The sequence below is a fragment of the Amorphus orientalis genome (assembly GCF_030814015.1).
Taxonomy (GTDB): Bacteria; Pseudomonadota; Alphaproteobacteria; order Rhizobiales; family Amorphaceae; genus Amorphus; species Amorphus orientalis.
Map to the genome: position 1 here is coordinate 92,760 of NZ_JAUSUL010000004.1, position 24,161 is coordinate 116,920.

Annotated in this window: 23 protein-coding genes; 1 reads left to right on the forward strand and 22 read right to left on the reverse strand. The window is 67.8% G+C overall.

Going from position 1 to position 24,161, the window contains the following annotated elements; translation table 11 throughout:
- Positions 1–84: 84 nt before the first annotated feature.
- From J2S73_RS17375 to mutS, 4 genes are all read right to left on the reverse strand, one after another.
- Positions 85–705 (reverse strand): 2,3-bisphosphoglycerate-dependent phosphoglycerate mutase, encoded by a 621-nt coding sequence (locus J2S73_RS17375; protein WP_306886916.1) that lies wholly within the window; start codon positions 703–705, stop codon positions 85–87.
- 43 nt (positions 706–748) lie between these two features.
- Positions 749–1,552 (reverse strand): 4-hydroxy-tetrahydrodipicolinate reductase, encoded by an 804-nt coding sequence (dapB, locus tag J2S73_RS17380; RefSeq protein ID WP_306887191.1) that lies wholly within the window; start codon positions 1,550–1,552, stop codon positions 749–751.
- Between the two features lie 141 nt (positions 1,553–1,693).
- Positions 1,694–2,005 carry a DUF1330 domain-containing protein gene (locus tag J2S73_RS17385; RefSeq protein ID WP_306886917.1) on the reverse strand — a complete coding sequence of 104 codons (312 nt, stop codon included), beginning with the start codon at positions 2,003–2,005 and terminating at the stop codon, positions 1,694–1,696.
- Positions 2,005–4,728 (reverse strand): DNA mismatch repair protein MutS, encoded by a 2,724-nt coding sequence (gene mutS / locus J2S73_RS17390; protein WP_370874452.1) that lies wholly within the window; start codon positions 4,726–4,728, stop codon positions 2,005–2,007. Before mutS ends, J2S73_RS17385 begins: the two co-directional genes overlap by 1 nt.
- Before the next feature lie 231 nt (positions 4,729–4,959).
- Here mutS and J2S73_RS17395 point away from each other — a divergent pair, with 231 nt between their 5' ends.
- The gene (locus J2S73_RS17395) at positions 4,960–7,242 is read left to right on the forward strand and encodes an NADP-dependent malic enzyme (protein WP_306886918.1); all 2,283 of its coding nucleotides are present in this window, start codon (positions 4,960–4,962) and stop codon (positions 7,240–7,242) included.
- 114 nt (positions 7,243–7,356) lie between these two features.
- Here J2S73_RS17395 and trmB read toward each other — a convergent pair whose 3' ends face one another.
- From trmB to J2S73_RS17485, 18 genes are all read right to left on the reverse strand, one after another.
- A complete protein-coding gene (gene trmB / locus J2S73_RS17400; RefSeq protein ID WP_306886919.1) occupies positions 7,357–8,112 on the reverse strand; it encodes a tRNA (guanosine(46)-N7)-methyltransferase TrmB in 756 nt (251 codons plus the stop codon).
- Positions 8,087–9,259, reverse strand: a complete 1,173-nt coding sequence (gene metK, locus J2S73_RS17405) for a methionine adenosyltransferase (protein WP_306886920.1) — start codon at positions 9,257–9,259, stop codon at positions 8,087–8,089. The genes trmB and metK overlap by 26 nt, the downstream gene beginning before the upstream one ends.
- A 188-nt stretch (positions 9,260–9,447) precedes the next feature.
- Positions 9,448–9,867, reverse strand: coding sequence for a helix-turn-helix domain-containing protein (locus tag J2S73_RS17410; protein ID WP_306886921.1), 420 nt, complete (start codon positions 9,865–9,867; stop codon positions 9,448–9,450).
- 100 nt (positions 9,868–9,967) lie between these two features.
- A complete protein-coding gene (gene lnt / locus J2S73_RS17415; RefSeq protein ID WP_306886922.1) occupies positions 9,968–11,629 on the reverse strand; it encodes an apolipoprotein N-acyltransferase in 1,662 nt (553 codons plus the stop codon).
- Positions 11,626–12,687 carry a hemolysin family protein gene (locus tag J2S73_RS17420; RefSeq protein WP_370874461.1) on the reverse strand — a complete coding sequence of 354 codons (1,062 nt, stop codon included), beginning with the start codon at positions 12,685–12,687 and terminating at the stop codon, positions 11,626–11,628. Before J2S73_RS17420 ends, lnt begins: the two co-directional genes overlap by 4 nt.
- An 80-nt stretch (positions 12,688–12,767) precedes the next feature.
- Positions 12,768–13,253, reverse strand: a complete 486-nt coding sequence (gene ybeY / locus J2S73_RS17425; RefSeq protein ID WP_306886924.1) for an rRNA maturation RNase YbeY — start codon at positions 13,251–13,253, stop codon at positions 12,768–12,770.
- Positions 13,254–13,267: 14 nt separating this feature from the next.
- The gene (locus J2S73_RS17430; RefSeq protein ID WP_306886925.1) at positions 13,268–14,368 is read right to left on the reverse strand and encodes a PhoH family protein; all 1,101 of its coding nucleotides are present in this window, start codon (positions 14,366–14,368) and stop codon (positions 13,268–13,270) included.
- Entirely contained in the window at positions 14,365–15,762 is a 1,398-nt protein-coding gene (gene miaB, locus J2S73_RS17435) for a tRNA (N6-isopentenyl adenosine(37)-C2)-methylthiotransferase MiaB (RefSeq protein WP_306886926.1), read from the reverse strand. Before miaB ends, J2S73_RS17430 begins: the two co-directional genes overlap by 4 nt.
- A gap of 97 nt (positions 15,763–15,859) precedes the next feature.
- Positions 15,860–17,410 (reverse strand): putative bifunctional diguanylate cyclase/phosphodiesterase, encoded by a 1,551-nt coding sequence (locus tag J2S73_RS17440; RefSeq protein WP_306886927.1) that lies wholly within the window; start codon positions 17,408–17,410, stop codon positions 15,860–15,862.
- Positions 17,411–17,525: 115 nt separating this feature from the next.
- Positions 17,526–18,335, reverse strand: coding sequence for a lyso-ornithine lipid O-acyltransferase (gene olsA, locus J2S73_RS17445; protein ID WP_306886928.1), 810 nt, complete (start codon positions 18,333–18,335; stop codon positions 17,526–17,528).
- 6 nt (positions 18,336–18,341) lie between these two features.
- Entirely contained in the window at positions 18,342–18,722 is a 381-nt protein-coding gene (locus J2S73_RS17450; RefSeq protein ID WP_306887193.1) for a Fur family transcriptional regulator, read from the reverse strand.
- Positions 18,723–18,880: 158 nt separating this feature from the next.
- Entirely contained in the window at positions 18,881–19,330 is a 450-nt protein-coding gene (locus J2S73_RS17455; protein ID WP_306886929.1) for a GNAT family N-acetyltransferase, read from the reverse strand.
- A 38-nt stretch (positions 19,331–19,368) separates the two neighbouring features.
- Positions 19,369–20,046: a tRNA (adenosine(37)-N6)-threonylcarbamoyltransferase complex dimerization subunit type 1 TsaB gene (gene tsaB, locus J2S73_RS17460; RefSeq protein ID WP_306886930.1), complete on the reverse strand. Its 678-nt coding sequence runs from the start codon at positions 20,044–20,046 to the stop codon at positions 19,369–19,371.
- 122 nt (positions 20,047–20,168) lie between these two features.
- Positions 20,169–20,729: a NifU family protein gene (locus tag J2S73_RS17465; protein WP_306886931.1), complete on the reverse strand. Its 561-nt coding sequence runs from the start codon at positions 20,727–20,729 to the stop codon at positions 20,169–20,171.
- A 104-nt stretch (positions 20,730–20,833) separates the two neighbouring features.
- Positions 20,834–21,682, reverse strand: a complete 849-nt coding sequence (locus J2S73_RS17470) for a hypothetical protein (RefSeq protein WP_306886932.1) — start codon at positions 21,680–21,682, stop codon at positions 20,834–20,836.
- A gap of 266 nt (positions 21,683–21,948) precedes the next feature.
- Positions 21,949–22,398, reverse strand: coding sequence for a bactofilin family protein (locus J2S73_RS17475; protein ID WP_306886933.1), 450 nt, complete (start codon positions 22,396–22,398; stop codon positions 21,949–21,951).
- A gap of 388 nt (positions 22,399–22,786) precedes the next feature.
- Positions 22,787–23,278, reverse strand: a complete 492-nt coding sequence (locus J2S73_RS17480) for a universal stress protein (protein ID WP_306886934.1) — start codon at positions 23,276–23,278, stop codon at positions 22,787–22,789.
- A gap of 140 nt (positions 23,279–23,418) precedes the next feature.
- On the reverse strand, positions 23,419–24,090 hold the full coding sequence (locus J2S73_RS17485) for a LolA family protein (protein ID WP_306886935.1): 672 nt from the start codon (positions 24,088–24,090) through the stop codon (positions 23,419–23,421).
- Positions 24,091–24,161 lie beyond the last annotated feature (71 nt).

Sequence of the window (24,161 nt, forward strand, 5' to 3'; positions counted from 1 at the left end):
CTGAACGGGACATGCTCGGGATTTGCTCTCTTCCCCTGCAAATCCCGGACGGAAAACCGGTTCCCACTTTTCCTGGGATTTGCTTTAGCCCGCCATGTCCTTTTTCTCGGCGACCGAGCCGTCTTTGTTGAGGCGGTAGATGATCGGGACGCCGGTGGCGAGTTCGCGCTTGATGATCTCCTCGCCGGACAGACCCTCGATCTCCATGATCAGGGCGCGCAGCGAATTGCCGTGGGCGGCCACAAGCACCTTCTCGCCGGCGAGCACCTTCGGCTTGATCTCCGTCTCGTAGTAGGGAAGCACCCGCGCCGCCGTATCCTTCAGGCTCTCGCCGCCGGGCGGGGGAACGTCGAAGGAGCGGCGCCAGATGTGGACCTGATCCTCGCCGAACTTTTCGCGGGCATCGTCCTTGTTGAGGCCGGTCAGGTCGCCGTAGTCGCGCTCGTTCAGGGCCTGGTCCTTGATGACCGGCAGGTTGTCCGCGCCGAGCTCGCCGAGGATGATCTTCAGCGTGTCCTGGGCGCGCTTCAGATCGGAGGTGAAGGCGACGTCGAATTTGTAGCCGTCGGCCTTGAGGAGTTCGCCCGCCTTCTTCGCTTCCGCCCGGCCCGTGTCCGTCAGACCCACGTCGTGCCAGCCGGTGAAGAGGTTCTTCAGGTTCCATTCGCTCTGGCCGTGACGGACGAGCACGAGAAGACGGTCCATTTATTCTGCTCCTGAGACTGACTGTTCGGGCGAAAAGCGCGGGCTAGTCATTGAGGCCCAGCACGTCCGCCATGGAATAGAGGCCCGGCTCCCGGCCATGGGCCCACAGGGCTGCATGAACGGCGCCGCGCGCGAAGATCGAGCGGTCTTCCGCGACGTGGCCGAGGACGACCCGCTCGCCCTCGCCGGCGAAGATCACCTCGTGCTCGCCGACCACCGTGCCGCCGCGCAGGGTGGCGAAGCCGATCGCGCCTTCCGGCCGGGCGCCGGTGTGTCCCTCGCGGGCATAGACGGCTTCGTCTTCGAGCGAGGCATCCCGCCCTCGCGCGGCCGCCTCGCCCAGAAGCAGCGCCGTCCCGGACGGGGCGTCGATCTTCTTGCGGTGGTGCATTTCCAGGATCTCGATGTCGAAGGCCGGCCCCAGCGCGCGGGCGGCCTTCTCCACGAGGCCTGCGACGAGATTGACGCCGAGGCTCATGTTGCCGGACTTCACGATCGCCGTGCGGGCGGCTGCATCCGCAACGGCCTGCTCGCCGGACGCGGCAAGGCCCGTCGTTCCGATCACGTGGGCGATGCCCGCCTGGGCGGCGAGTTCGGCAAAGACGACCGTCGCGGCCGGAACGGTGAAATCGAGCACGCCGTCGGCCGCGGCGAAGGCCGCCTCCGGGTCGTCGGTGACGGCCACATCCAGCGGCGCGAGGCCGGCAAGGGTGCCGGCGTCCTGGCCGATCTCGGCCGCCCCCGGACGCTCCACCGCGCCGGCAAGCACGGCACCCTCGGCTTCTGTGACGGCGCGGATCAGCACGCGGCCCATCCGGCCGGCCGCGCCGACGACGACGAGACGCATGGCTTCCATGGCTTCCTCATTCGGTTGTCAAAGCCGGCCGCACGAGGCGCGACGGCGAAACGGGGTCGCCGCCTTCTATCCCATGGCCGGCGGTTCCGGCAACGCGGTGCCGGCCGCAAATTCCACCCCGGACCGGAAACCTCAGCTCTCTTCAGGCTGAGGGCCTTCGTAGCCTTCGATGACCACGAGATCGGCCGCGCCCGCGTTCAGGCGGAACGAGCGCGCGTGCTGATAGGCGTCGGAATGCCAGCAGTCGATGGCGGCCTGATAGGACGGGAACTCGATCACCACGTTGCGCTCGCGGCCCTCTCCTTCCGGCACCTCGTAGGCGCCGCCGCGCACAAGGAAGCGCGCGCCATAGGCTTTGAACGCTTCGGCGTTGGCCTCGACATATGTCTTGTAGGCGTCGGGGTCGGTCACCGTCACCCGCCCGATCCAGTAACCCTTGGCCATCACTTCTCCTTGTCTTTGTTGTTAGCCGCTGCCTTCAGCCGGTAGAGCGCGTCGAGCGCCTCGCGCGGGCTCATGTCGTCGGGATGCAGTCCGGCCAGCGTCTCGCGCAGCAGGTCGTGAGCCGGCGCCGGATCGTGGCGGGCGAGGGTCGCGGAGAACAGCGGCAGGTCGTCGACCAGCTCGGCCCGCTCCGACTTGCGGTCGCTGGCCTCCAGCTGGGCCAGCACGTCGCGCGCCCGGCCCACCACCGCCTTCGGCAACCCGGCGAGCTTGGCGACCTGGATGCCGTAGGACCGGTCCGCTGCGCCTGCGACCACCTCGTGCAGGAAGACGACGTCGCCCTTCCACTCCTTCACCCGCATGGTGACGTTGAAGCAGCGGTCGAGCCGGTCGGCGAGCGCGGTCAGCTCGTGATAGTGGGTCGCGAACAGGGAGCGCGACCGGTTGACCTCGTGCAGGTGCTCGATGGCCGCCCAGGCGATGGAGAGCCCGTCATAGGTGGCGGTGCCGCGCCCGATCTCGTCGAGGATGACCAGCGCCCGCGGCCCGGCCTGGTTCAGGATCGCGGCGGTCTCCACCATCTCCACCATGAAGGTGGAGCGGCCCCGGGCGAGATCGTCGGCCGCGCCCACCCGGCTGAACAGCCGGTCGACGACGCCGATCTCGGCCCTCACCGCCGGGACGTAGGCGCCGGCCTGGGCGAGGATCGCGATCAGCGCGTTCTGGCGCAGGAAGGTCGACTTGCCGCCCATGTTCGGACCGGTGACGAGCACGATCCGGCCGGCATCGCTGCCCTCCGGCGGCCCGAGATCGCAGTCGTTCGCCACGAACGGATCGGAGGCGGCGGCGGCAAGCGCCTGCTCCACGACCGGATGGCGGCCGCCCTCGATCGAAAAGGTGAGCGAGCGATCCACATGGGGCCGTGCGTAGCGCTGGTCGGCGGCGAGTTCGGCGAAGGCGGCGGCGACGTCGAGCCGGGCAAGCCCTGCCGCCGCCTGCTTGATCGCGGGACCGGCTTCGACCACCCGGTCGCGCAGCCGACGGAACATCGCCGTTTCCAGAGCCAGGGCACGATCGGCGGCGCTCGCGATCTTGGCCTCCAGTTCGGCAAGCTCGACCGTGGTGAAGCGCATCGCGCCGGCCATTGTCTGGCGGTGGCGGAAGCGGGACTCGCCGGTCTGGACTTCGGCCATGAGTTTCTCGGCGTGAAGCGCCGTCACCTCGACGAACCAGCCCAGCACGGCGTTGTGCTTGATCTTGAGCGACTTGATGCCGGTCTCTTCGGCGTAGGTCGCCTGGAGCGAGGCGATCACGCGGCGGCTCTCGTCGCGGAGCGTGCGGGCCTCGTCGAGATCCGGCTCGACGCCCGGCCGGACGAATCCGCCGTCGCGCCCGGTGACCGGCAGCTCGTCCTCCAGGACCCGCTCCAACTCGTCGGCCACGTCCTCCGGCAGATCCGACAGCGCAGCCGCCACCGTCGCCAGTTCCGCCGGCAGGGGCGCGTCGGCGCGCTTCAGGCGCTCCGCCAGCATACAAGCCGTGCCGAGCCCCTCGCGCAGCGCGCCCAGATCCCGCGGACCGCCGCGATCCAGCGCCAGCCGGGACAGGGCCCGCGGCATGTCCGGCAGGCCGGCGAGAAGGCCCCGCACCTCGGCCCGCAGCGCATCGTCGTCCAGGAAGGCCGCAACCGCGTCGTGGCGTTCGGAAATGGCGTCCGGATCGGTAAGCGGGCTGGCGATGCGCTCGCTCAGAAGCCGGCTGCCCGCTCCGGTGATGGTCCGGTCGATGGCGGCGACCAGGGAGCCCTTGCGCTCGCCGGAGAGCGTGCGGACGAGTTCCAGATTGGCGCGGGTGGCGGGATCGATCGCCATCGCCGCGCCGACCCCGTCGTGGGCCGGCGGGTCCAGCGGCGGGCGCACCCCGATCTGGGTCTTCTCCACATAGGCGAGTGCGGCGGCCGCGGCCGACAGCTCGGCACGGGAGAAGGACCCGAAGGCCTCGACGGCTGCGACCTGGAAATAGCGGGCGATCCGCTCGGCGGCGGTGGCGCCATCGAAGAGCGCGCGGGCCACCGGCGTCACCGCCGCGTCGACATAGGAGACAGCGGCCGCGATCTCCGGCTCGTCGGCGGCCTGCTCAGACAGCACGACCTCCCGCGGATCGATGCGGGCGATCTCGCCCGAGAGCGCCGTGGCCGTCGTCTCGGCAAGGCGGAAGGCGCCGGTGGAGATATCGATCCAGGCGAGGCCGTAGACCGCCTCCTCGCCGCCCGGGCCGGCTTTCAGCCGCGCGACCGCGAGCAGGTTGTTGGCGCGCCCGGCATCGAGCAGCGTTTCCTCGGTCAGCGTGCCCGGCGTGACGAGACGGATCACGTCGCGCTTCACCACCGACTTGGAGCCGCGCTTCTTGGCCTCGGCCGGATCCTCCGTCTGCTCGCAGACGGCCACCCGATGGCCGAGCGCGATCAGCTTCTGCAGGTAATCGTCGGCGGCATGGACCGGCACGCCGCACATGGGGATGTCGTCGCCGAGGTGCTTGCCCCGCTTGGTGAGCGTGATGCCGAGCGAGCGCGAGGCTTCGACCGCATCGTCGAAGAAGAGCTCGTAGAAATCCCCCATGCGATAGAACAGCAGGCAGTCCGGATTGGCCGCCTTGATCTCGATATACTGCTCCATCATCGGCGTCGCCTTGGCGCCGCCGGCGTTCGCACTCGCGTCCATCATCCCTGCCGTTTCATGACCCGTCCCGGTCATAGAGCATTTCCCGGCGACTCTCACCGAGTCGCGCGTCCCTCTCCAGCGATTTTCACAGTCCTTTCCGGCATCGCTCCTATTTTCCGTTCCCGCTTGTGAGGCCCGGACCGCGCAAGTAAGGTCCCGGCTCCTTGCGGAGACGGCCCCGCCGACAAGAGGCCGCTTCGCAGCTTTCGACGGTTTTCAGGGAAACGCGACCCCATGAGCAGCGACGGCAAGAAGAGCCGGACCCGGCCCGCCTTCACGGACCAAGAAGCGCTTCAGTTCCATCAGCGCGGCCGGCCCGGCAAGCTGGAGATCACGCCGACCAAGCCGATGGCGACCCAGCGCGATCTTTCGCTTGCCTACTCGCCCGGCGTCGCCGTTCCCGTGCGCTCGATCGCGGAAGATCCCGACCGCGCCTTCGACTACACCGCCCGCGGCAATCTCGTCGCCGTCATCTCCAACGGCACCGCCATCCTTGGCCTCGGCAATCTCGGCGCGCTGGCCTCCAAGCCGGTGATGGAAGGCAAGGCGGTGCTGTTCAAGCGCTTCGCCGATATCGACGGCATCGACCTGGAAGTCGACACTGCCGACGTCGACGCCTTCATCAACAGCGTGCGCTATCTCGGTCCCTCGTTCGGCGGCATCAACCTCGAAGACATCAAGGCGCCGGACTGCTTCCTGATCGAAAGCCAGCTGCGCGAACTCCTCGACATCCCCGTCTTCCACGACGACCAGCACGGCACCGCCATCATCGCCGCCGCCGGGCTGATCAACGCGCTGCACCTGACCGACCGCAAGCTCGAAGACCTGAAGATCGTCTGCAACGGCGCGGGGGCGGCGGGCATCGCCTGCATCGAGCTCGTCAAGGCGATGGGCGTACCCCACAACAACGTCATCCTCTGCGACACCAAGGGCGTGATCTATCAGGGCCGCACCGAGGGCATGAACCAGTGGAAATCGGCCCATGCCGTGCCCACCGACGCCCGCACCCTGGCCGAGGCGCTGGACGGCGCCGACGTGTTCTTCGGCGTCTCGGTGAAGGGCGCGCTGACCCGCGAGATGGTCCGCTCCATGGCACCCAACCCGATCATCTTCGCCATGGCCAACCCGGACCCGGAAATCCTGCCGGAGGAAGTGGCGGAGATCCGCGACGACGTCATCATCGCCACCGGCCGCTCGGACTATCCCAACCAGGTCAACAACGTCCTGGGCTTCCCCTACATCTTCCGCGGCGCGCTCGACGTCAGGGCGACCGCCATCAACGAGCCGATGAAGATCGCCGCGGCGGAAGCGCTGGCCAAGCTGGCGCGCGAGGACGTGCCGGACGAGGTCGCCGCGGCCTATCAGGGCAACCGGCCCCGCTTCGGCCCGGAATACATCATCCCGGTTCCGTTCGATCCGCGTCTGATCTCCGTGGTGCCGCCGGCGGTGGCCAAGGCGGCGATGGAATCCGGGGTCGCCCGGCACCCGATCGTCGACATGAAGGACTATGCCGAGCGGCTGTCGGCCCGCCGCGATCCGGTGGCCGGCTCGCTGCAGCGCATCTTCACCAAGGTGCGCCAGTCGCCGAAGCGGGTCGTCTTCGCCGAGGGCGAGGAGGAAGCCGTCATCCGTGCCGCCGCCAGCTTCGTGAACCAGGAGCTGGGGACCGCGATCCTGATCGGCCGCGAGGAGCGCATCCAGGAAGAGGCGTTCGCCGCCGGCATCGAGATCCGGCCGGGCCTGGAGATCCTGAACGCGGCCATGTCGCGCCGCAACCGGGACTATGCCGACTATCTCTACGCCAAGCTGCAGCGCAAGGGCATGCTGTGGCGCGACTGCCAGCGGATGGTGAACCAGGACCGCAACTTCTTCGGCGCGCTGATGGTCGCTCTCGGGGACGCCGACGCCATGGTGACGGGCGTCACCCGCAACTATTCCGTGGCGCTGGAGGCCGTGCGCCGGGTCATCGATCCGAAGCCCGGCCACACCATGATCGGCCTGTCGATGGTTCTGTCGCGCGGACGCACCGTGCTGGTGGCCGACACCGCCGTCCACGACGACCCGAGTGCTGCGAACCTCGCCGACATCGCCGAGGAGGCCGCCCATGTCGCCCGCCGGCTCGGCTACGAGCCCCGCGTCGCCATGCTCACCTATGCTTCGTTCGGCCATCCGCCGGGCGAGCGCGCGAGCCGGGTCCAGGAGGCCGTCCGCATCCTCGATTCCCGCCGGCTCGACTTCGAGTACGACGGCGAGATGTCGGCCGACGTGGCGCTGAACCAGGAGATCATGCGGTCGGCCTATCCGTTCTGCCGCCTGTCCGGACCGGCGAACGTCCTGATCATGCCGACCTTCGACGCCGCCTCCATCGCCACCAAGACGTTGCAGGAACTCGGCGGATCGATGGTGCTGGGTCCGCTCCTGGTCGGCCTCGACAAGCCGGTGCAGATCGTCCCGTTCGGGGCGAAAGATTCCGACATCGTCAACCTGGCGGCGGTCGCGGCCTACGGGATTACTTGAGATTTCTTTTGTGTCCTCACGCGAAGCGGCGTCGCCGCTTCGCTCCGGACGGGGCGGCCTGACCGGCCGGCGCGCAGTCGCGCGCTGGTTGCTGATTTCAGGCGCGGGAGGACCTCACACCCGCTCGAAGGTAAGGTACGCTGGCACGCGGCCGGCCTCGATCGCCTTGGCCTCGTAGCGGGTGCCGGGCCAGCCGGGATAGGGCTTGCGCCAGTCGTCGGCGGTCTGCGCGGTCCAGCGGAACGCCGGGTGCACCCACAGATGGTTGAGCGTCCACTCGATATAGGACGGGATGTCGCTCGCGAACCGGAACGTGCCGCCGGGCGTAATCACGCAAGCCAGCCGGTCGAGATTCTCCGGCCCGACGAAGCGGCGCTTCCAGTGGCGCTTCTTCGGCCAGGGATCGGGATAGAGCAGATCGACGCGCTCGATCGAGGCCTCCGGCAGGAGGTCGAGCACTTCGGCGGCATCGCCGAAATGAAGCCGCACGTTGGTGAGGCCGCCGGCATCGACCGCGGCCAGCGCCTTGGCCATGCCGTTGACGAACGGCTCGCAGCCGATGAAGCCGACGTTCGGAGCACCTTTGGCTTCATGGATCAGATGCTCGCCGCCGCCGAAGCCGATCTCCATGCGCACGGCCCGGACAGGGTCCGGGAACAGGCGCGCGGGATCGGCGATCGGACCGTCGAGCGGCACGGCGAGCGGCGGCAGCACGGTGTCGAACAGCGCCGCCCGCGTGGCGGTCAGCGGATGGCCCTTGCGGCGGCCGAACAGCGTACGCTGCGACCCCTCCGGCCCATCCGCGGACCCGGGACCGGAGCGGTCTCCTTGGTGCTGGTCGTCCTTATCGGACGGCGTCGCGCAGGGCATGGACGAGATCGATGTTCTCCCAGGAGAAGCCGCCATCGGCTTCGGCGGCCCGGCCGAAATGGCCATAGGCGGCGGTGCGCGCATAGATCGGCCGGTTGAGGCGGAGATGCTCGCGGATGCCCCGCGGCGTCAGGTTCATGACCTCGCGGCAGCCCTTCTCCACGGCCGCTTCCGTCACGTTGCCGGTTCCGTGCAGGTCCACATAGACGGCCAGAGGCTCCGAAACGCCGATCGCGTAGGCTAGCTGGATGGTGCACTTGTCGGCGAGATCCGCGGCGACGACGTTCTTGGCCAGATAGCGCGCGGCATAGGCCGCCGACCGGTCGACCTTGGTCGGGTCCTTGCCGGAAAAGGCACCACCCCCGTGGGGCGCCGCACCGCCATAGGTGTCGACGATGATCTTGCGCCCGGTCAGGCCGCAGTCGCCGTCCGGCCCGCCGATGACGAACTTCCCGGTCGGGTTGACGTGCCAGACGGTGTCGCCGTCGATCCAGTCGTCCGGCAGCGTCGCCTTGATGTAAGGCTCGACGATGCCGCGCACGTCGGCGGACGTCAGCGACGGATCGAGATGCTGGGTGGACAGCACCACCTGGGTGCAGCGCACCGGCTTGCCGTTCTCGTACTGGATCGTCACCTGGCTCTTGGCGTCCGGGCCGAGCGCCGGCTCGCGGCCGGACTTGCGGGCATCGGCGAGAGACTTGAGGATCCGGTGGGAATAGTAGATCGGCGCCGGCATCAGCTCCGGCGTGTCGCGGCAGGCGAAGCCGAACATGATGCCCTGGTCGCCCGCGCCCTCGTCCTTGTTGTCGGACGAATCGACGCCCTGGGCGATGTCCGCCGACTGGGCGTGAAGCAGTACGTCCACGTCCGCCGTCTCCCAGTGGAAGCCGTCCTGCTCGTAGCCGATGTCGCGGATCGCCATGCGCGCGAGGTGAGCGATGTAGTCCGGCGTCAGGGTGTCGGGTCCGCGCGTCTCGCCGGCAATCACGACCTGGTTGGTCGTCGCCAGGGTCTCGCAGGCGACACGGGCCTCGGGCATTTCCGCCAGGAAGGCGTCGACGATGGTGTCGGAGATGCGGTCGCAGACCTTGTCGGGGTGTCCTTCGGAGACGGACTCGCTCGTGAAGAGATAGTTCTCGTGCGGCATGGCCTGATCCTTGGAGCGACGCGCCGACGCAAGACGGCGCCACTGGATGGAGCCTGGAGAGCTGATTTCGGCCGCGACGGGACGCTGAGCGGGTGCTGAAACGCCGCGCCTGGACGCGGATCCCGCCACCAAGCCGCGCTATCTGACAAGGTTGCCGATGCCAGTCAAGCAGGAGGCACCGAGCGCGCCTATCGGGCGGGCTTCCCGTCCTTGTCGGCAAGCGCCTCGACCAGTTCGATCACACGCCGTCGCACGGTGGCATCGCCGATGCGGACGAACGCCCTGTTCAGCGACAGGCCCTCCGAGGAGGTGAGGAAATCGGTCACGAATCCGGACGACTGGCTCTCGCCGAAACCGGAAGCCGTGTTGGTGTCTCCGGGTGCATCTTCGAAGAAGAACGCGACCGGCACCTGGAGCACGCGCGCGATCTCCTGGAGCCGGCTCGCCCCGATCCGGTTCGAGCCCTTTTCGTATTTCTGGACCTGCTGGAAAGTGACCCCGAGTTGCTCGCCAAGCCGCTCCTGGCTCATGGACAGCATCATCCGGCGCATCCGAACCCGGCTGCCGACGTGTACATCGACCGGGTTTGGCGTCTTCTTCGGTGCCATTTACGGGTCCTTTCAAGGCCGCAGGTTCGTCGGCGCGACGGCCGATTTATTCGTCAATTGCCTGCGCGTGCGGGATAGTGTGCGTTGTGAGCACTACTCGTCAATCATGACCAAAACGGCGCAAATTGACGCTTACGAGACCGACCGCCGCCAGAACCAGCACAACAAGGGCCGGTCCGTCGCCCAGGCGCGCGTAGACGGTCGCGGCGGTGGATGCCGGCAGCCGCGTGTCGATCGTTCCGGTCGCGCCCAGATCGAGACGCTCGAGAATCCGCCCGAACGGATCCACGACCACCGAAATGCCCGTATTCGCGGCGCGCACCAGAGGCAGTCCTTCCTCGACGGCCCTGATCCGGGCCTGGCGAAGGTGCTGGTAGGGTCCGGGGGTGCGCCCGAACCAGGCGTCGTTTGTGAGGTTCAGCAGCCAGTGTGGCCGCTGGCCGGGATCGATGACGGCGCCCGGAAAGATGATCTCGTAGCAGATCTGGGCGGAGAACGGCGGCACGCCCGGCAACCCCACGGGACCTTGATCGCGGCCCGGCGAAAACCCGCCCGGGAGCTGGGTCAGCTGCTCGAGACCGAGGCTTTCGAAGGTTTCCTGGAACGGCAGATACTCGCCGAAGGGAACCAGATGGACCTTGTCGTAGACGACACTGACCTCGCCGTCGGGGACCACCTGCAGGATGCTGTTGTAGAAGTCCGTGCGCGTGGCATCGGGGCCGGTGCGTTCGTAGCGGGCCGCGCCGGTCAAGAGCCGCCCACCGGTCGGCAGGCCGGCGCCGATGGCCTCGGCCGCCGCGGAAGCATCGGTCAGGAAGAACGGGATCGCCGATTCCGGCCAGATCACCAGAAGGCCTTCCGGGAGCTCTCCGCCCCCTCCCCACGGCCGCCTCGACAGATCCAGATAGCTGTCGAACACCTGATCGCGGAAATCCGGGTTCCATTTCAGGGCCTGGTCGATCGACGGCTGCACCACGCGGATCGCCTGCTCCGGCTCCGCGTAGGCGACGGGCCCGGCCCGGTCGAGACGCACGGCCCCGAAGATCGCGATCCCCGCCAGAAGCACCAGCGCCGCTGCGCTCGCCATCATCCCGGACCGCGGCGTGATGCCGGCGCGGCCGAAGAATGCAGCCGGAGCGGCAAAGATCAGAACGGCGAGAAAGGCGAGGCCGTAGACGCCGACGATCGCGGCCGACTGCATGGTCCAGGCGTGGGCGGCCAGGGCATAGCCGAGCCCGTTCCAGGGAAAGCCGGTGAGCACGTGGCCGCGCAGCCACTCGCAGGCCGCAAGCCCGACGGCAAGAGCGAGGATACGTGCGGCCCCCGGACGCCAGAGGAGAATCGCAATCGTCGTCCCCAGAGCCGGAAACAGCGCCAGACCGGCCGGCAGTCCGGCGACGGCGAAGGGCAGCATCCAGGCGAAGGTGTCCGCATCGACCAGAAAGGCACTGCCGATCCACCACAGCCCGGCCAGAAAATAGCCGAAGCCGAACCACCAGCCGACGGCAGCCGCCATCTGGATCCGACGTGATCGGGTCGGGGCGGCCGCAGCCCCATCCAGGAGCAGAACAAGCGCCGGCAGCGTCGCGAACAGGACCGGCACGGCATCGACGGGTGGCATCGCGCCCGCCGAGGCGAGCCCTGCAATCCACGCGGCAAGCCAGCGGCGCCAGCCGGACAGCCTGGAAAGCGCGGTCACCCTCGCCGGCAGCGACCGTCCCCGTTCCGGCCCGGAGGCGGACGCCGCGTCGCCACCGCTCACGAGATGGCGGATTCTGCGGCCGTCTGCCCGGCTTCGATGCGGCGGCGCGGAACGCGCGCGCTGGCGCGCCTGCGGTAAAGCCGGAGCCGCCGGATCCGACGGGGGTCGGCGTCGAGAACCTCGAACTCGAAGCCGGGAAGCTCGACCGACGAGATCAGCTCGCCCCTGACGGGGATCCGCCCGGTCAGCGAGAAGACCAGACCGCCGAGCGTGTCCACATCCTCGCCGAGATCACCGAGCGCGAAATCCTCGCCGATCGCCTCTTCCGCATCGTCGAGAGCGACCCGCGCGTCGGCGACCCAGACGTCTTCGCTGATCTTGACGATCATCGGATCGTCGGTCTCGTCGTGTTCGTCCTCGATGTCGCCGACCACGGTCTCGACCAGATCCTCGAGCGAGGCCAGTCCGTCGGTTCCGCCGTATTCGTCGATGATGAGCGCCATCTGGATGCGCGTGGCCTGCATCTTGGCCATCAGATCAGCGACGGGCATCGACGGCGGCACGAACAGGGCGGGCCGGACGATATCCATGTCGGACAGCGTCATGTCCAGATCGACCTTGCGCAGGTCGAGCCCCGGACCCTCGCCGTTCATGGTGATGGCATGCTCGGAGATGAACGCCATCACGTCCTTGATGTGGACGATGCCGATCGGGTCGTCGAGGGTTTCGCGGTAGACCGGCATGCGGGAGTGACCGGCCTTGCGGAAGGTTCCCAGAAGGTCGCCCAGGCCGATATTTTCGTCGACGGACTCGATATCGGCGCGCGGCACCATCACGTCATCCACGCGGATCTCCCGCAGATGGAGGATGTTGCGCAGCAGATGGCGTTCTTCGGGGGTGAAGGCCTCGGGATCGTCAGTTTCCTCCGCGAGCGCGGAGGCGAGACTGTCGCGCAGCGAGCCGTTCGCCTTGAAGCCCACGGCGGTGCGGAGCCTGTCCAGCCACCCTTCCTGGGCGCGTTCCGGCTCCGCGGTCTCTTCGTTCCTGGGCGGAACGGATTGGTCGGTGTCTTCGGGGCGCGGCTCGGCCGCGCCGGTACTTTGAGGCTCGTCGTTCATTCCCGCTTCGTCCGTCACTCCTTCGTCGGCGCCTTGCGCATCGATACGATCTTCGGAATCCATCTGTTTCCAGGACATCGTCATGGGGCGTAAGGGTCCGCAATACCAAGACTGGCTAGAGCCGAGCTTTCCACCTGCTCCATCTCCTCCGCTTCAGCCTCCTCCATATGATCATAGCCCATAATATGGAGAAAGCCGTGCATAACGAGATGGGCAATATGATGGTCCAGCGGCTTGCCTTCCGCATTCGCTTCCGCGGTGACCGTCTCCAGGGCGAGCACCACGTCCCCCAGATGGGGAGCGCCATCGTCCATTGCATCAGGCGGCGCCGGAAAGGACAGCACGTTGGTGGGCCTGTCCTTGTCGCGGAACCCGGCGTTCAGCGACTGGACGCGGGCATCGTCGGCGAACAGGACCGCGATCCCCGCCCCTTCCGGGACATCGAGGTCGGCGACGGCGCAGGCGGCAGCGACGGCCGCCTCCGATATGCGGACCAGATCCGGCTCGTCGGGCCAGCCGTCGGCTTCGCGGATCACGTCGACGAGAAGACCGGCCTTACCGGACATCCCGGCCTGCGCAGTCACGACCCTTCGCGCTCCGCCGCATTGGTCGGCGCGGCCGGGGCCGCCGGCGACAGCGTCTCCGCCCGACGGGCGATGGAATCCCGGCTGGTGCTGTCGTAGGCGCGCACGATCCGCGCCACCAGTTCGTGCCGGACCACGTCGGCATCGGTGAACCGCACCGTGGAGATGCCGGGCACGTTGTCCAGCACCGACACCGCTTCCTTCAGCCCGGACACCTGGCCCGGCGGAAGGTCGACCTGGCTCGGATCGCCGGTCACCACCATCTTGGAGTTCTCGCCGAGCCGGGTCAGGAACATCTTCATCTGCATGGACGTGGTGTTCTGGGCCTCGTCCAGGATCACCACGGCGTTCGACAGCGTGCGGCCGCGCATGAAGGCGAGCGGCGCGACCTCGATCATGCCGGACTGCAGTCCGCGCTCGACCTTCTCCGGCGGCATCATCTCGTAGAGCGCGTCGTAGAGCGGCCGGAGATAGGGGTCGATCTTCTCGCGCATGTCGCCGGGCAGGAAGCCGAGCCGTTCGCCGGCCTCCACGGCCGGACGCGACAGGATCAGCCGGGCGACGTCGCCGCGTTCCAGAAGCGTCGCGGCATAGGCCACGGCCAGGAACGTCTTGCCGGTGCCGGCCGGGCCGAGCCCGAACACGAGATCGACCCGATCCATCGCCCGGATATAGGCATCCTGGGCGGGCGAGCGGGCCACGACGGTGCGCTTGCGGGTCGACACCTGGGCAAAGGCGAGCCGCCCGTCCTTCTCCAGCGTCGGCAGGCTGAGCTGGCCTTCCGCCGCCTGCGCCATGCGCAGCGCCCCCTCGATGTCGCCCGGGTGGAGCTCGTGCCCCTTCTTCAGACGCTGATAGAGCGCTTCCAGCGCGGTGCGGGCGGTTTCGCAGGCGTCATGGGCGCCCTTGATGGTCACCTGGTTGCCGCGCGCCACGGCATCGATGCCGAGGCGCTGCTCGATCAGCGCCAGGTTCTGGTCGAACTGGCCGAACAAGTCGCCGACCAGTCGGTTGTCGTCGAAGGCGAGGACGATGTGGGTCGTATCCGAAGCCGGCACGCTGGGTCGCCCCTCCTGCGGGCGCTTGCCCGCGGTCAAGCGGGACCTCCGAGAACGAGTTCCGGGGTCGCGGCCGCGCGCGGCGGCTCGAGCGCTTCCGCGACCAGGCTGTGGCCACCGGCGTCGCGGATCACCGCCTGGACCAGATCGCCGACGGCGCCGGCCGATACGTCCAGATGAACCGGCTGGAGATAGGGCGAGCGCCCGGTGATCTGGTCGGAGCGGCGGCCGGGCTTCTCCAGAAGCACCTCCATGGTCCGGCCCACCATGGCCTTGTTGAAGTCGGCGGACTGGCTGTTCAGGAGCGCCTGCAGCCGCTGCAGCCGCTCGCTCTTGACGTCTTCGGGAACCTGCTCGTCGCGACCCGCCGCCGGCGTCCCCGGACGCTGCGAGTACTTGAACGAATAGGCGGACGCGTAGCCCACATCCTCGACCAGACGCATCGTGTCCTCGAAATCGCTGTCGCTCTCGCCGGGGAAGCCGACGATGAAGTCGCCCGACAGCGCGATGTCCGGCCGGGCGGCGCGGATACGGTCGATTACACGACGATAGTCGTCGGCCGTATGACGCCGGTTCATGGCGGCGAGCGTCCGGTCGGAGCCGGCCTGCACGGGCAGGTGCAGATAGGGCATCAGCGCCGGCAGGTCGCGATGGGCGGCGATCAGCCCGTCGGTCATGTCGAGGGGATGGCTCGTCGTGTAGCGCAGCCGGGCGAGGCCGTCGATTTCCGCCAGCCGCATCAGGAGACGGCCGAGATCCCAGTCGCGGCCGTCCTCGCCCTCGCCGTGATAGGCGTTGACGTTCTGGCCGAGGAGCGTGATCTCGCGCACCCCGGAGGCGGCGAGCTGTTCGGCTTCCGCGATCACCGCGGCGACCGGGCGGGAGACTTCCGCGCCGCGGGTATAGGGGACCACGCAGAACGCGCAGAACTTGTCGCAGCCTTCCTGCACGGTCAGGAAGGCCGTCGGTCCGCGCGCGATCAGCCCCGGCTTGGCGCGGCTGGGTAGCGCGTCGAACTTGTCCTCGGCGGGAAAGTCGATGTCGACCACGCCGGGTTTGTCCACCGCCTCGCGAGTGAGCTGCGGCAGCCGGTGATAGGATTGGGGTCCGACGACGAAATCGACGCTGGGCGCCCGGCGCACGATCTCCGCGCCCTCCGCCTGGGCCACGCATCCCGCCACGCCGACGGACAGACGGCCACCGCTGCGCGCCCGATCCTCCTTGAGCTGCCGGATCCGGCCGAGCTCGGAATAGACCTTCTCCGCCGCCTTCTCGCGGATATGGCAGGTGTTGAGCAGGATCAGGTCGGCCTCCTCCATGGAGTCCGTCGCCCGATACCCGTCGGCCGCGAGCGCCTCGCCCATGCGCTCTGCGTCATAGACGTTCATCTGGCACCCGTAACTCTTGATGAAGACCCGTTTCGTACCTGTCATTGCCACCGCTTCTGCTGCTTCTTCCGGGGTGCCGCAGATCGCCCGCGAACGCAAGGACGAAGCGTTGCTCGGCCGATCCGGATCGGTTGCCGCGCGCTCAGATGATCGCTCCGCGCCGCGGCGTCTTCGCACCCTTCAGGAGATCCGGCACGTCGGCTGCCGGCACCGGCTCGGAAAATAGGTATCCCTGACCGAGATCGCAGCCCCTTTCCTTCAGCCAGAGCGCGTCGTCGAGGGTTTCGATCCCCTCCGCGGTGACCGTCAGCCCCAGGCTGTGCCCCAAGACGATGACGAGATCGACCACGGTGGCGGCCGCCTGTCCGGTGCGGCGCTGGACGACGAAGGAGCGGTCGATCTTGATCTTGTCGATGGGGATCTCGTGCAGATGCCGCAGGCTGGAATAGCCGGTGCCGAAATCGTCGAGCGAGATGCGGATCCCGACCTCCTTGAGGGCCGAGACGATCTCCAGGGCCAGCGGAAAGTCCTGAACGAGGGCGTCCTCGGTGATCTCGATCTCCAGCCGCGAGGCGGGGAGCCCGGTCCGCTCGAGCGACTCCAGCACGATGCCGATCATGGCCCGCTCGCCGAGCTGGGTCGGGGACGCGTTGACCGCGATCTGCACCGGATCCGGCCACTCCATCGCCACCGTGCTGGCCTCTTCGAGGATATGGGCGAACAGGCGCCCAATCAGCCCGGCATCGTCAGCCACGGCGACCAGTTCCTCGCCCGCGATCAGGCCGTGCTCAGGGTGGTTCCACCGCGCCAGAACCTCGAACCCGACGACCTCGCCGCTGGCGAGCTCCACGAAGGGCTGAAAATAGGGGACGATCTCGCCGTCGCTCAGAGCCCGGGGCAGCTCCGCTTCCAGGGTCAGCCGGTGGCGGGCTTCCGTGTCGACCACGGCATCGAAGGCGGCGTAGCTGTTGCGCCCGCGTTTCTTGGCCCGGTCGATCGACAGGTCCGCCCGCTGCATGAGCACTTCCCGCTGGGTGCCGTCCTGCGGGGCGAGCGCCACGCCGATGCTTCCCGTCACCCGGATGTCGCCATCGCCGAGATCGATCGGCGCGCGCACCTCGCTCAGGAGGCGCCGGATGAGCCGCAGGAGCTGGGATTCATCGCCTCCGGCGATCAGGATGCCGAACTCGTCGGCGCCAAGGCGGGCCACGAACTGGGGCGGACGGACGACCTTGGTCAGGCGCCTGGCAACCACCTGCAGGACACGGTCGCCGCCCGAGTGGCCATGGAGGTCGTTGACCACCCGAAACCGGTCGACGTCGAAGACGACAAGGGCCAGCCGCGACCGCTCCTTCATCGCCACGTCCAGCCACTGATCGAAGGTCTGCACGAAATTGCGCCGGTTCGGCAGCCCGGTCAGCGGGTCGTAGAGGGCGAGTTGGACGGCGGTGCCTTCCGCTTCCCGGCGGCGGACGATCTCCCGATTCAGATCGCGCGAGTAGACCGCGAGCACCGCCACCAGCGCGACGGTCGCCACGATGAACAGATTGACGAAATGGGCGAGCGGCCCTGCCGGCGTGATGTAGTCGTGAAGCGACCCGATGAAGTCGAGCCAGGTGAGGACGGCGAAGCCTGCGACGGCCAGCGCGCCGATCACGGCATAGAGGCGCCGCCGGGCGCGACGCCACGTCAATTCCGGATCCTGTTTGGGTGTGGCGCGCGTCCAAGCCATGCCAGCGACGGTCCCCGCAAACGCGGTCAAAAGCAAGACGTCCGCAGCGACGGCCGACCCGCCCGCAGCCGTGCCGTCAGCCGCCGGTTGCCGCCACCTCGTCGGCGCGCCCGGTGAGCGCGCGAACCGTCGAGCGGCGGACGATTTCCTCCGCCTTGCGTGCGATCTCCTTGCGATCGGTACCGGGGCCGAAGGCCACCGCCTCGCCCCAGGTGATCTCGACGTCGATCGGCCCCTTCTTGAGGATACGCCAGAGATGCGGCGCCATGTCCATGTCCCCGTACCAGGCGACGAGCGGACGGCGGTACCGGCCGAGGGGAATGCCGTAGAGGCGGGTGTAGGCGATGGCGAGCGGCTGCACCCAGATCCGTTCGCCCTCCTCCGCAACCGCCTCCTTCGCAGCCCCCAGCAGCGCCGTGCGGAAAGGCAGAACGAAGGTTCCGCTGGAGGACGTACCCTCGGCGAACAGGACCATCACGTCGCCGTGCTTGAGCCGCTCGGCGATCTTGCCGGCGACGGCGCCGGTGGCATGCCGCCGGGTGCGGTCGACGAACACCGTGCGCTGGAGCTTGGCGAAAAGGCCGAACACCGGCCAGCCGGCGACCTCCGCCTTGGCAATGAAGGACAACGGCATCAGCGATCCCAGGACCGTGATGTCGAGCCAGGACACGTGGTTGGCGGCAACGAGCAGCGGCCGGTCCGGGGTCGGTGCCCCCCGCTCCAGCACCCGGATCCCGAGAAGCCGGGTGGTGATCCGGTGCCACAGGAGCGGGATGGTGGCGACCTTTTCCGACTTGAGCCACATCGCAAAGTACTGGGCCGGAATGAGGACCAGCGTCACGCAGGTCAGCGAAATGATGATCAGGACCGCCCGGATTACGCCCATGGTTGCTCAGCGCGCCTTTTCGGTATCATCGAGGGGCACGCCGTAGAGTTCCAGCCGATGGTCGACCAGGCGGTAGCCCAACTCGCGCGCGATGCGCTCCTGCAACTGTTCGATCTCCTCGCGGCGGAACTCGACGACCTGACCGGTGCGCAGGTCGATCAGGTGGTCGTGATGCTCGTCCGGAACGGTCTCGTAGCGGGCGCGGCCATCGCGAAAGTCGTGCCGCTCGATGATACCGGCATCCTCGAACAGCTTCACGGTCCGGTAGACGGTGGAGATGGAGATGCGCGAATCGACGGCGGCCGCGCGACGGTGCAGTTCCTCCACATCGGGATGATCGCTCGCCGCCTCGATCACGCGGGTGATGACCCGGCGCTGCTCCGTCATCCGCATCCCCTTGGCGACGCACTGCTCTTCCAGAGTGAGCGCATCATGGTTGTCCTGTCCGGCCACCGGCCAACCTCCCGGTTCTTTCATCCCATGACGCCGTGCCGCCCCGGCCCTCGCCGCTGGGTGACACCGATACGTAGCCCTTTCCGGCGCGATTATCCAAGATCGCAGCGCATGACAAGCGCGAGGCCTTTCCGCTTGCCCTCCCGGGCATAGTAGGACGGCCGCTCGCCCACCACTTTGAAGCCAAGCTTAGTATAGATCGCCAGGGCGGGCGCATTCTCCGAATCCACCTCCAGAAAGACCTGGGTGACCCTGGCCTTGTAGAGATGCCTGAGGGCAGCGGACACCAGGCTGTGTCCGGTGCCGCTCCGCCGATGGGTGGGTCTGACCGCGATGGTCAGGATCTCGCCTTCGTCCGCGGCGCTGCGCAGGATGACGAAGCCGACCGGCCGCGAACTCGACCACAGGCTTCCGCGCCGGGCGACCAGCGCCTCCACGCCGGGCTTGGACAGAAGGGCGGCGATCTCGTCGCTGGTCCACTCCTGGGAAAAGCAGGCAGCGTGGATCGCGGCGATTTCGGCCACGTCATCCGACGTCGCCATGTCGACGATCCGCGGCGGAGGTCCGAAGAAAAAATCGATCACGGTGCAGGTCCGACCAGCGACCGGGCGGGTTTGGCGTCCGGCACCTTGAGATAGGCCGGACGCGGCGGCGACGTGTCGACATCCGCTGCCAGCGCCAGGGCGACAAGCGCGTCCGGCTCGGCCGCCGCCAGCGGCATCACCGGTCCTGCCCGGCGGCCGGCGGCGGCGAAGATCTCCGCCGCAAGGGGGGCGCCGGAACCGATCAGCACGGCATCGTCCGGCACATCCCCGGCGAGCTCCGCGAGACGGACATGGCGGGCGTCGGAGAGCGGCTGAAGCGCTTCGTCGAAGATCCGGGCGAAGACCGCCTCATGGCGGGCGTCCACCATCGCGACGCGCACCCGTGCCGCTGCCTCGTCGGACGGGCAACTGGCGGCGAGTGCTTCGAGGCTCGACAGCCCGACGACCGGGCAGCCGGTGACGAGACCGATCCCACGCGCCGCGGCGACGCCGATCCGCACGCCGGTGAAACTGCCCGGGCCCACGACGACGGCAATGCGCTCGATGTCGCGGAAGCCCGCTCCGGCCCTGGCAAGCGCGGCCTCGGCCATCCCGACGATGGCTTCGGCCTGGCCGCGGGCCGGCTCGCGCCGCTCGCACGCGAGCACCGTCCCCGGCGTTCCCACCACGGCCTGGCAGGCGTCGAGCGCCGTATCGACAACGAGAGAAAGCATGCGCAACGATCCGACAGACGCGGTGAGAGGTCCGGGTGCCGGACCTCTCATATCCCAGACGCGACCGAGGTCAAACGTCTGCAGAGACGCGCCGGAGCGCGGCGATCATCGCGCCCCGTGCGTCACGCCTCGACGGCGCGAACCTCCTGCACTTCCGGTACGAAATGCCGCATCAGGTTCTCGATCCCCATGCGCAGCGTCGCCGTGGACGACGGGCAGCCGGCACAGGCGCCGCGCATCGACAGGAACACGACGCCGTCGCGGAAGCCTTTGAACGTGATGTCGCCACCGTCGTTGGCCACGGCCGGGCGGACACGCTCATCGAGGAGTTCCTTGATCATGGCCACGGTGCCTTCGTCCTCGGAGTTGTAAAACTCCTCGGAGCTTTCCTCGCCGGAATTCTCCAGGAGGACCGGCGCGTCGGACAGGTAGTGCTCCATGATCGCGCCGAGAACGGCCGGCTTCAGGTGCTGCCAGTCGTCGTCGTCCTTGGTCACCGACACGAAATCGGAGCCGAGGAAGACGCCGGTCACGCCGGGAACGGCGAACAGGCGCTGGGCCAGCGGCGACACGGACGCGTCGTCGGGCGAGCGGAAATCCCGCGTACCCTCGCCGAGCACGGGCTCGCCGGGCAGGAACTTCAGGGTCTGCGGATTGGGGGTGGCTTCGGTCTGGATAAACATGGTGCCTCCGTTGCGGTTCAAGGCCGCACTGATGGACCGGGTACAGTCTGGATCTGTTATCGGGTGCGTGTCGGCCGCATTCAAGAGCGCGCGGACAGGTCGGGCTATTTCGCGGCCGTCTTCGCCCCCGGCCGGCGCGGGACGAGCCCGGACGCGGCCAGCTTCTTCTCGAAGACTTCGACCCAGGCCCTGAGTTCCGCAAGCCCGGACGTGGCCTCCCAGATGTCGATGTCGTATTTCTCGACGAGGTCGTCCGGATCCCATTCCAGCGCCTCGGCGAGGGATTTCGACTGGATCTCCGTGAGGCGCCAGACCTCTGAATCGCAGAAGGGCAGCCGCACGAAGTCGATCTTCGGATGCTCCCGGAGCGCGAGCAGCTTCGCCCGCGCCGGCTCGGTGAGAACCTTTCCGTCGGCCTCGTTGATGACGATGACGATCTTGCCGACGGGCAGCAGGTCCCCGTTGAGAAGGGTATTGGCGAGACTGGCCGCCTGTTCCACGGAGTGCATCGTCGACTTGCACACGACGCACACATCGACCGGCGGCGCATTGCGGTTCTTCAGGACCGTGTTGGCGTGGCGCAGTTCCGCCCATTCCAGCATCCGGTCGATGACGTTTGCACCGAGATCGATCAGCGCGCTGCCGCGCACGAGGACGTCGCCGACACGATCCCAGTACCGGATCGACTGGTTCAGGTCGTCGCTGATCTTCAGTTCGCCATAGGTGGCTCCGATACCCAGTTCCGTGACCCGGTTCGGATAGAGCTTGCCGAGTTTGGAGCTCTCGCCACTGCCCATGAAGTCGGCCGAATAGAGCTGGCGGGGCGCGCCATTCTTCTGCGCGATCACGTGAATCATCTGGGCGACGGTGGTCTTTCCCTGACCGCCGCTGCGCGCCGCGCAAATGATCGAGCGAAGCTTCGCGTCCTCAGACCCGGCCCCTCCGTTCGACATAGGTACATCCCTCTGCTTGCGCGGCGGCACCCGGGCGAACGGCCCTGCGACGCCGCTGCGTCATGTCCACACCTCATGTGCGGCGAACGTCGAGAGAAGCCGCAGCGCGATCCGGGCATTGCCCGGCCCTGCGGCCCCCGTCAGATTTCAGGTCTCGGCAACCGGCGCCGGCCCGGCCCCTGCGGGCGCGACCCGGCGTCGTCCGCTTGGCACCCCTCCGATCCCCGGACTTCGAGAGCCCGGGTCCTGACCGATGCCATCGTCTTCTAGATGTCGTCCGTCTTCTTTGACGAGGAGTAAATGTCGTCGTCGCTGCGCTCGGAAGACGTCGTCCTGCCGGCCGGAGCGGACGTCCGCGAGGCGCCGCCGGACCGGCCGCTGGTCTGGGTCTCCTCGGTGGCGAGGTCGCCGATCAGCCGCGCGCCCGCATCGACCGCGAGCGAACCGTAATTGACCTTGCCCTTCAAAAGCCCCGTGGCGCGGATCGTGAGTTGCCCGGTCAGGGAGACGGTCCCCTCGACCCGGCCGAGGATCTCCGCGGTCTCGCCGGAGACCGTGCCGGACACGAACCCGTTCTCGCCGATGATCAGATGGGTCGCCTTCAACTCGCCGTGGAATTCTCCGTCGATCCGGGCCGTGCCGTCGACCTCGACGCCGGCGTTCTCGACCTTGGTGTTCGTGCCGACATAAAATTGCTGTTCGCTCAAATCAGCCATTGGAATATCCATTCCTTGGATCCTGCTGACACGACGGCTGACATCATGCGTCCCGCGGCAGGTCGTTCGGCCACAGCCTCGTCGCCCCCGCGTCGAGCACCGCTGTTAACCCGGTTTCACCTAGAGCCTTTTCCGCTCGGATGGAAACAGTCGAGCGATAAGAAACGGCTCCAGTTCCATTAGGTTGAGCAAGTCCCTTTCGTTCAAGCTGAATTCAGCCTGGACGGGACAAGCTCCAGAGCGAGGTAGCAACTCCCCGGCGGACAGGCAATGTACTCAGGGCCCGCAGAGTGGTGTCGGGCCCGAATATGCACCGCACCTTCGCGTGCCGTCGCGCCGGCGACGCACGCCGTGCGGTTCAGCGAGGCGGACGCGCGCTGATCGAGAATCAGGCGAGGCCGGCGATCTCCTCGTCGGACAGGTCGCCCGGCACGATGGTCACCGGGATGTGGAAGCCGCCGGAGGCCGAGGCGATCGAACTGACCAGCGGTCCGGGTCCGTCGGATCCGGTGCCGGCGGCAAGCACCAGAATGGCGATCTCGGCATCCTCGTCGATGAGCTGGCGGATCTCTTCGGAGCGGGTGCCCTCCCGGATCACGGTTTCCGGGTCCACCTTGGCCACCGCGCGCGCCCGATCCACGAAGCGCGAGAGCGTGGCCCGCGCCTCCTCTTCCTTCTCCGCACGCATGATGCTTTCCACGCCGAGCCAATGCTGGAACTCGGCGGGCGAGATCACGTAGAGAAGCACGACCATGCCGCCGGTGTGTTCGGCGCGCTGGGCGGCATAGAGCACGGCCCGTTCGCACTCGGGCGTCTCGTCGATAACCACCAGGAACTTGCGCTGGTGGCCCTGCTGGTGGCTCGTTCGAGGGCTAATCATGGAGCAACCTTGCCATCGGCCGCGGGTCGCGACAAGCAGACACTGAGCCGCCGCGCACAGGGTATCGCTGCCCCTGTACGGCCCCGCATATGGCTACGAAGACGCGCGCTACCCAACCCGGATCCGCAACGGGGCGCCGCCTATCTGCGATTGTTCACGCCTTCGCGGATGATCGTGTAGTCGATCTTGAACAGGTCCGGGTCGACCGGCCTGTCCAGGGCGACGTTGTAGATCGAGACTTCGGTCGTCTGGCCCTGGGCGTCGGTCACTTCCCACTTCTTCAGTTCGCTGGTGCCACGGTCGAAGATCAGCTTCAGGGTGCCGTCGCCGAAGGCGGTGTCTTCCTCGATCGTGATCTCGACCACGTCCGGCCGCATCTCCAGCCGCGACACCTTGGCGTCGGTGGTCAGATCGATGTCGTCGGACAGAAGGAAGCGCAGCGGCGTGCGCTTCAGCGGCCAGATGTCCTGGGAGGCGCGCTTACGATTGCGCACCGCGACAGAGGTGCCGTCGGCGATGATGTCGAGCTGGGAGGGCGGATTGTAGAAGAAGCGGACCTTGCCCGGACGCTTCAGGGCGAACTGGCCGTCGGTGCGCTGGCCGTTCGGTCCGACCTGCACGAACTCGCCGCGCATGGTCTCGATGTCGTTGAAGTAGGCGTTGATGTTGCGCAGCGCCTCGTCCGGGCTCGTCTCGGCGCGCGCGGCGGTTGCTGCGATGGTCAATCCGGCCAGGGCGGCGAGCATCGCCACTATGCGAATCCAGAAGCCGGGGCCGCCATGGGACGGGTGGCGGTTAACGGAGCCAGTCATGGGTGAGGATCTCCTCGTGCCGGGCCCGGAACATGCCTCGGGCCCGATCGGTCATGGCGCGAATCAACGCG

Excerpts from the sequence above, each read along its gene's own strand:
- J2S73_RS17375 (WP_306886916.1), bottom strand. The coding sequence starts at position 705 with ATGGACCGTCTTCTCGTGCTCGTCCGTCACGGCCAGAGCGAATGGAAC.
- dapB (WP_306887191.1), bottom strand. The coding sequence starts at position 1,552 with ATGCGTCTCGTCGTCGTCGGCGCGGCCGGCCGGATGGGCCGCGTGCTG.
- J2S73_RS17385 (WP_306886917.1), bottom strand. The coding sequence starts at position 2,005 with ATGGCCAAGGGTTACTGGATCGGGCGGGTGACGGTGACCGACCCCGAC.
- mutS (WP_370874452.1), bottom strand. The coding sequence starts at position 4,728 with ATGATGGACGCGAGTGCGAACGCCGGCGGCGCCAAGGCGACGCCGATG.
- J2S73_RS17395 (WP_306886918.1), top strand. The coding sequence starts at position 4,960 with ATGAGCAGCGACGGCAAGAAGAGCCGGACCCGGCCCGCCTTCACGGAC.
- trmB (WP_306886919.1), bottom strand. The coding sequence starts at position 8,112 with ATGCCCTGCGCGACGCCGTCCGATAAGGACGACCAGCACCAAGGAGAC.
- metK (WP_306886920.1), bottom strand. The coding sequence starts at position 9,259 with ATGCCGCACGAGAACTATCTCTTCACGAGCGAGTCCGTCTCCGAAGGA.
- J2S73_RS17410 (WP_306886921.1), bottom strand. The coding sequence starts at position 9,867 with ATGGCACCGAAGAAGACGCCAAACCCGGTCGATGTACACGTCGGCAGC.
- J2S73_RS17420 (WP_370874461.1), bottom strand. The coding sequence starts at position 12,687 with ATGAACGACGAGCCTCAAAGTACCGGCGCGGCCGAGCCGCGCCCCGAA.
- ybeY (WP_306886924.1), bottom strand. The coding sequence starts at position 13,253 with ATGTCCGGTAAGGCCGGTCTTCTCGTCGACGTGATCCGCGAAGCCGAC.
- miaB (WP_306886926.1), bottom strand. The coding sequence starts at position 15,762 with ATGACAGGTACGAAACGGGTCTTCATCAAGAGTTACGGGTGCCAGATG.
- olsA (WP_306886928.1), bottom strand. The coding sequence starts at position 18,335 with ATGGGCGTAATCCGGGCGGTCCTGATCATCATTTCGCTGACCTGCGTG.
- J2S73_RS17450 (WP_306887193.1), bottom strand. The coding sequence starts at position 18,722 with ATGACGGAGCAGCGCCGGGTCATCACCCGCGTGATCGAGGCGGCGAGC.
- J2S73_RS17455 (WP_306886929.1), bottom strand. The coding sequence starts at position 19,330 with ATGGCGACGTCGGATGACGTGGCCGAAATCGCCGCGATCCACGCTGCC.
- tsaB (WP_306886930.1), bottom strand. The coding sequence starts at position 20,046 with ATGCTTTCTCTCGTTGTCGATACGGCGCTCGACGCCTGCCAGGCCGTG.
- J2S73_RS17465 (WP_306886931.1), bottom strand. The coding sequence starts at position 20,729 with ATGTTTATCCAGACCGAAGCCACCCCCAATCCGCAGACCCTGAAGTTC.
- J2S73_RS17470 (WP_306886932.1), bottom strand. The coding sequence starts at position 21,682 with ATGTCGAACGGAGGGGCCGGGTCTGAGGACGCGAAGCTTCGCTCGATC.
- J2S73_RS17475 (WP_306886933.1), bottom strand. The coding sequence starts at position 22,398 with ATGGCTGATTTGAGCGAACAGCAATTTTATGTCGGCACGAACACCAAG.
- J2S73_RS17480 (WP_306886934.1), bottom strand. The coding sequence starts at position 23,278 with ATGATTAGCCCTCGAACGAGCCACCAGCAGGGCCACCAGCGCAAGTTC.
- J2S73_RS17485 (WP_306886935.1), bottom strand. The coding sequence starts at position 24,090 with ATGACTGGCTCCGTTAACCGCCACCCGTCCCATGGCGGCCCCGGCTTC.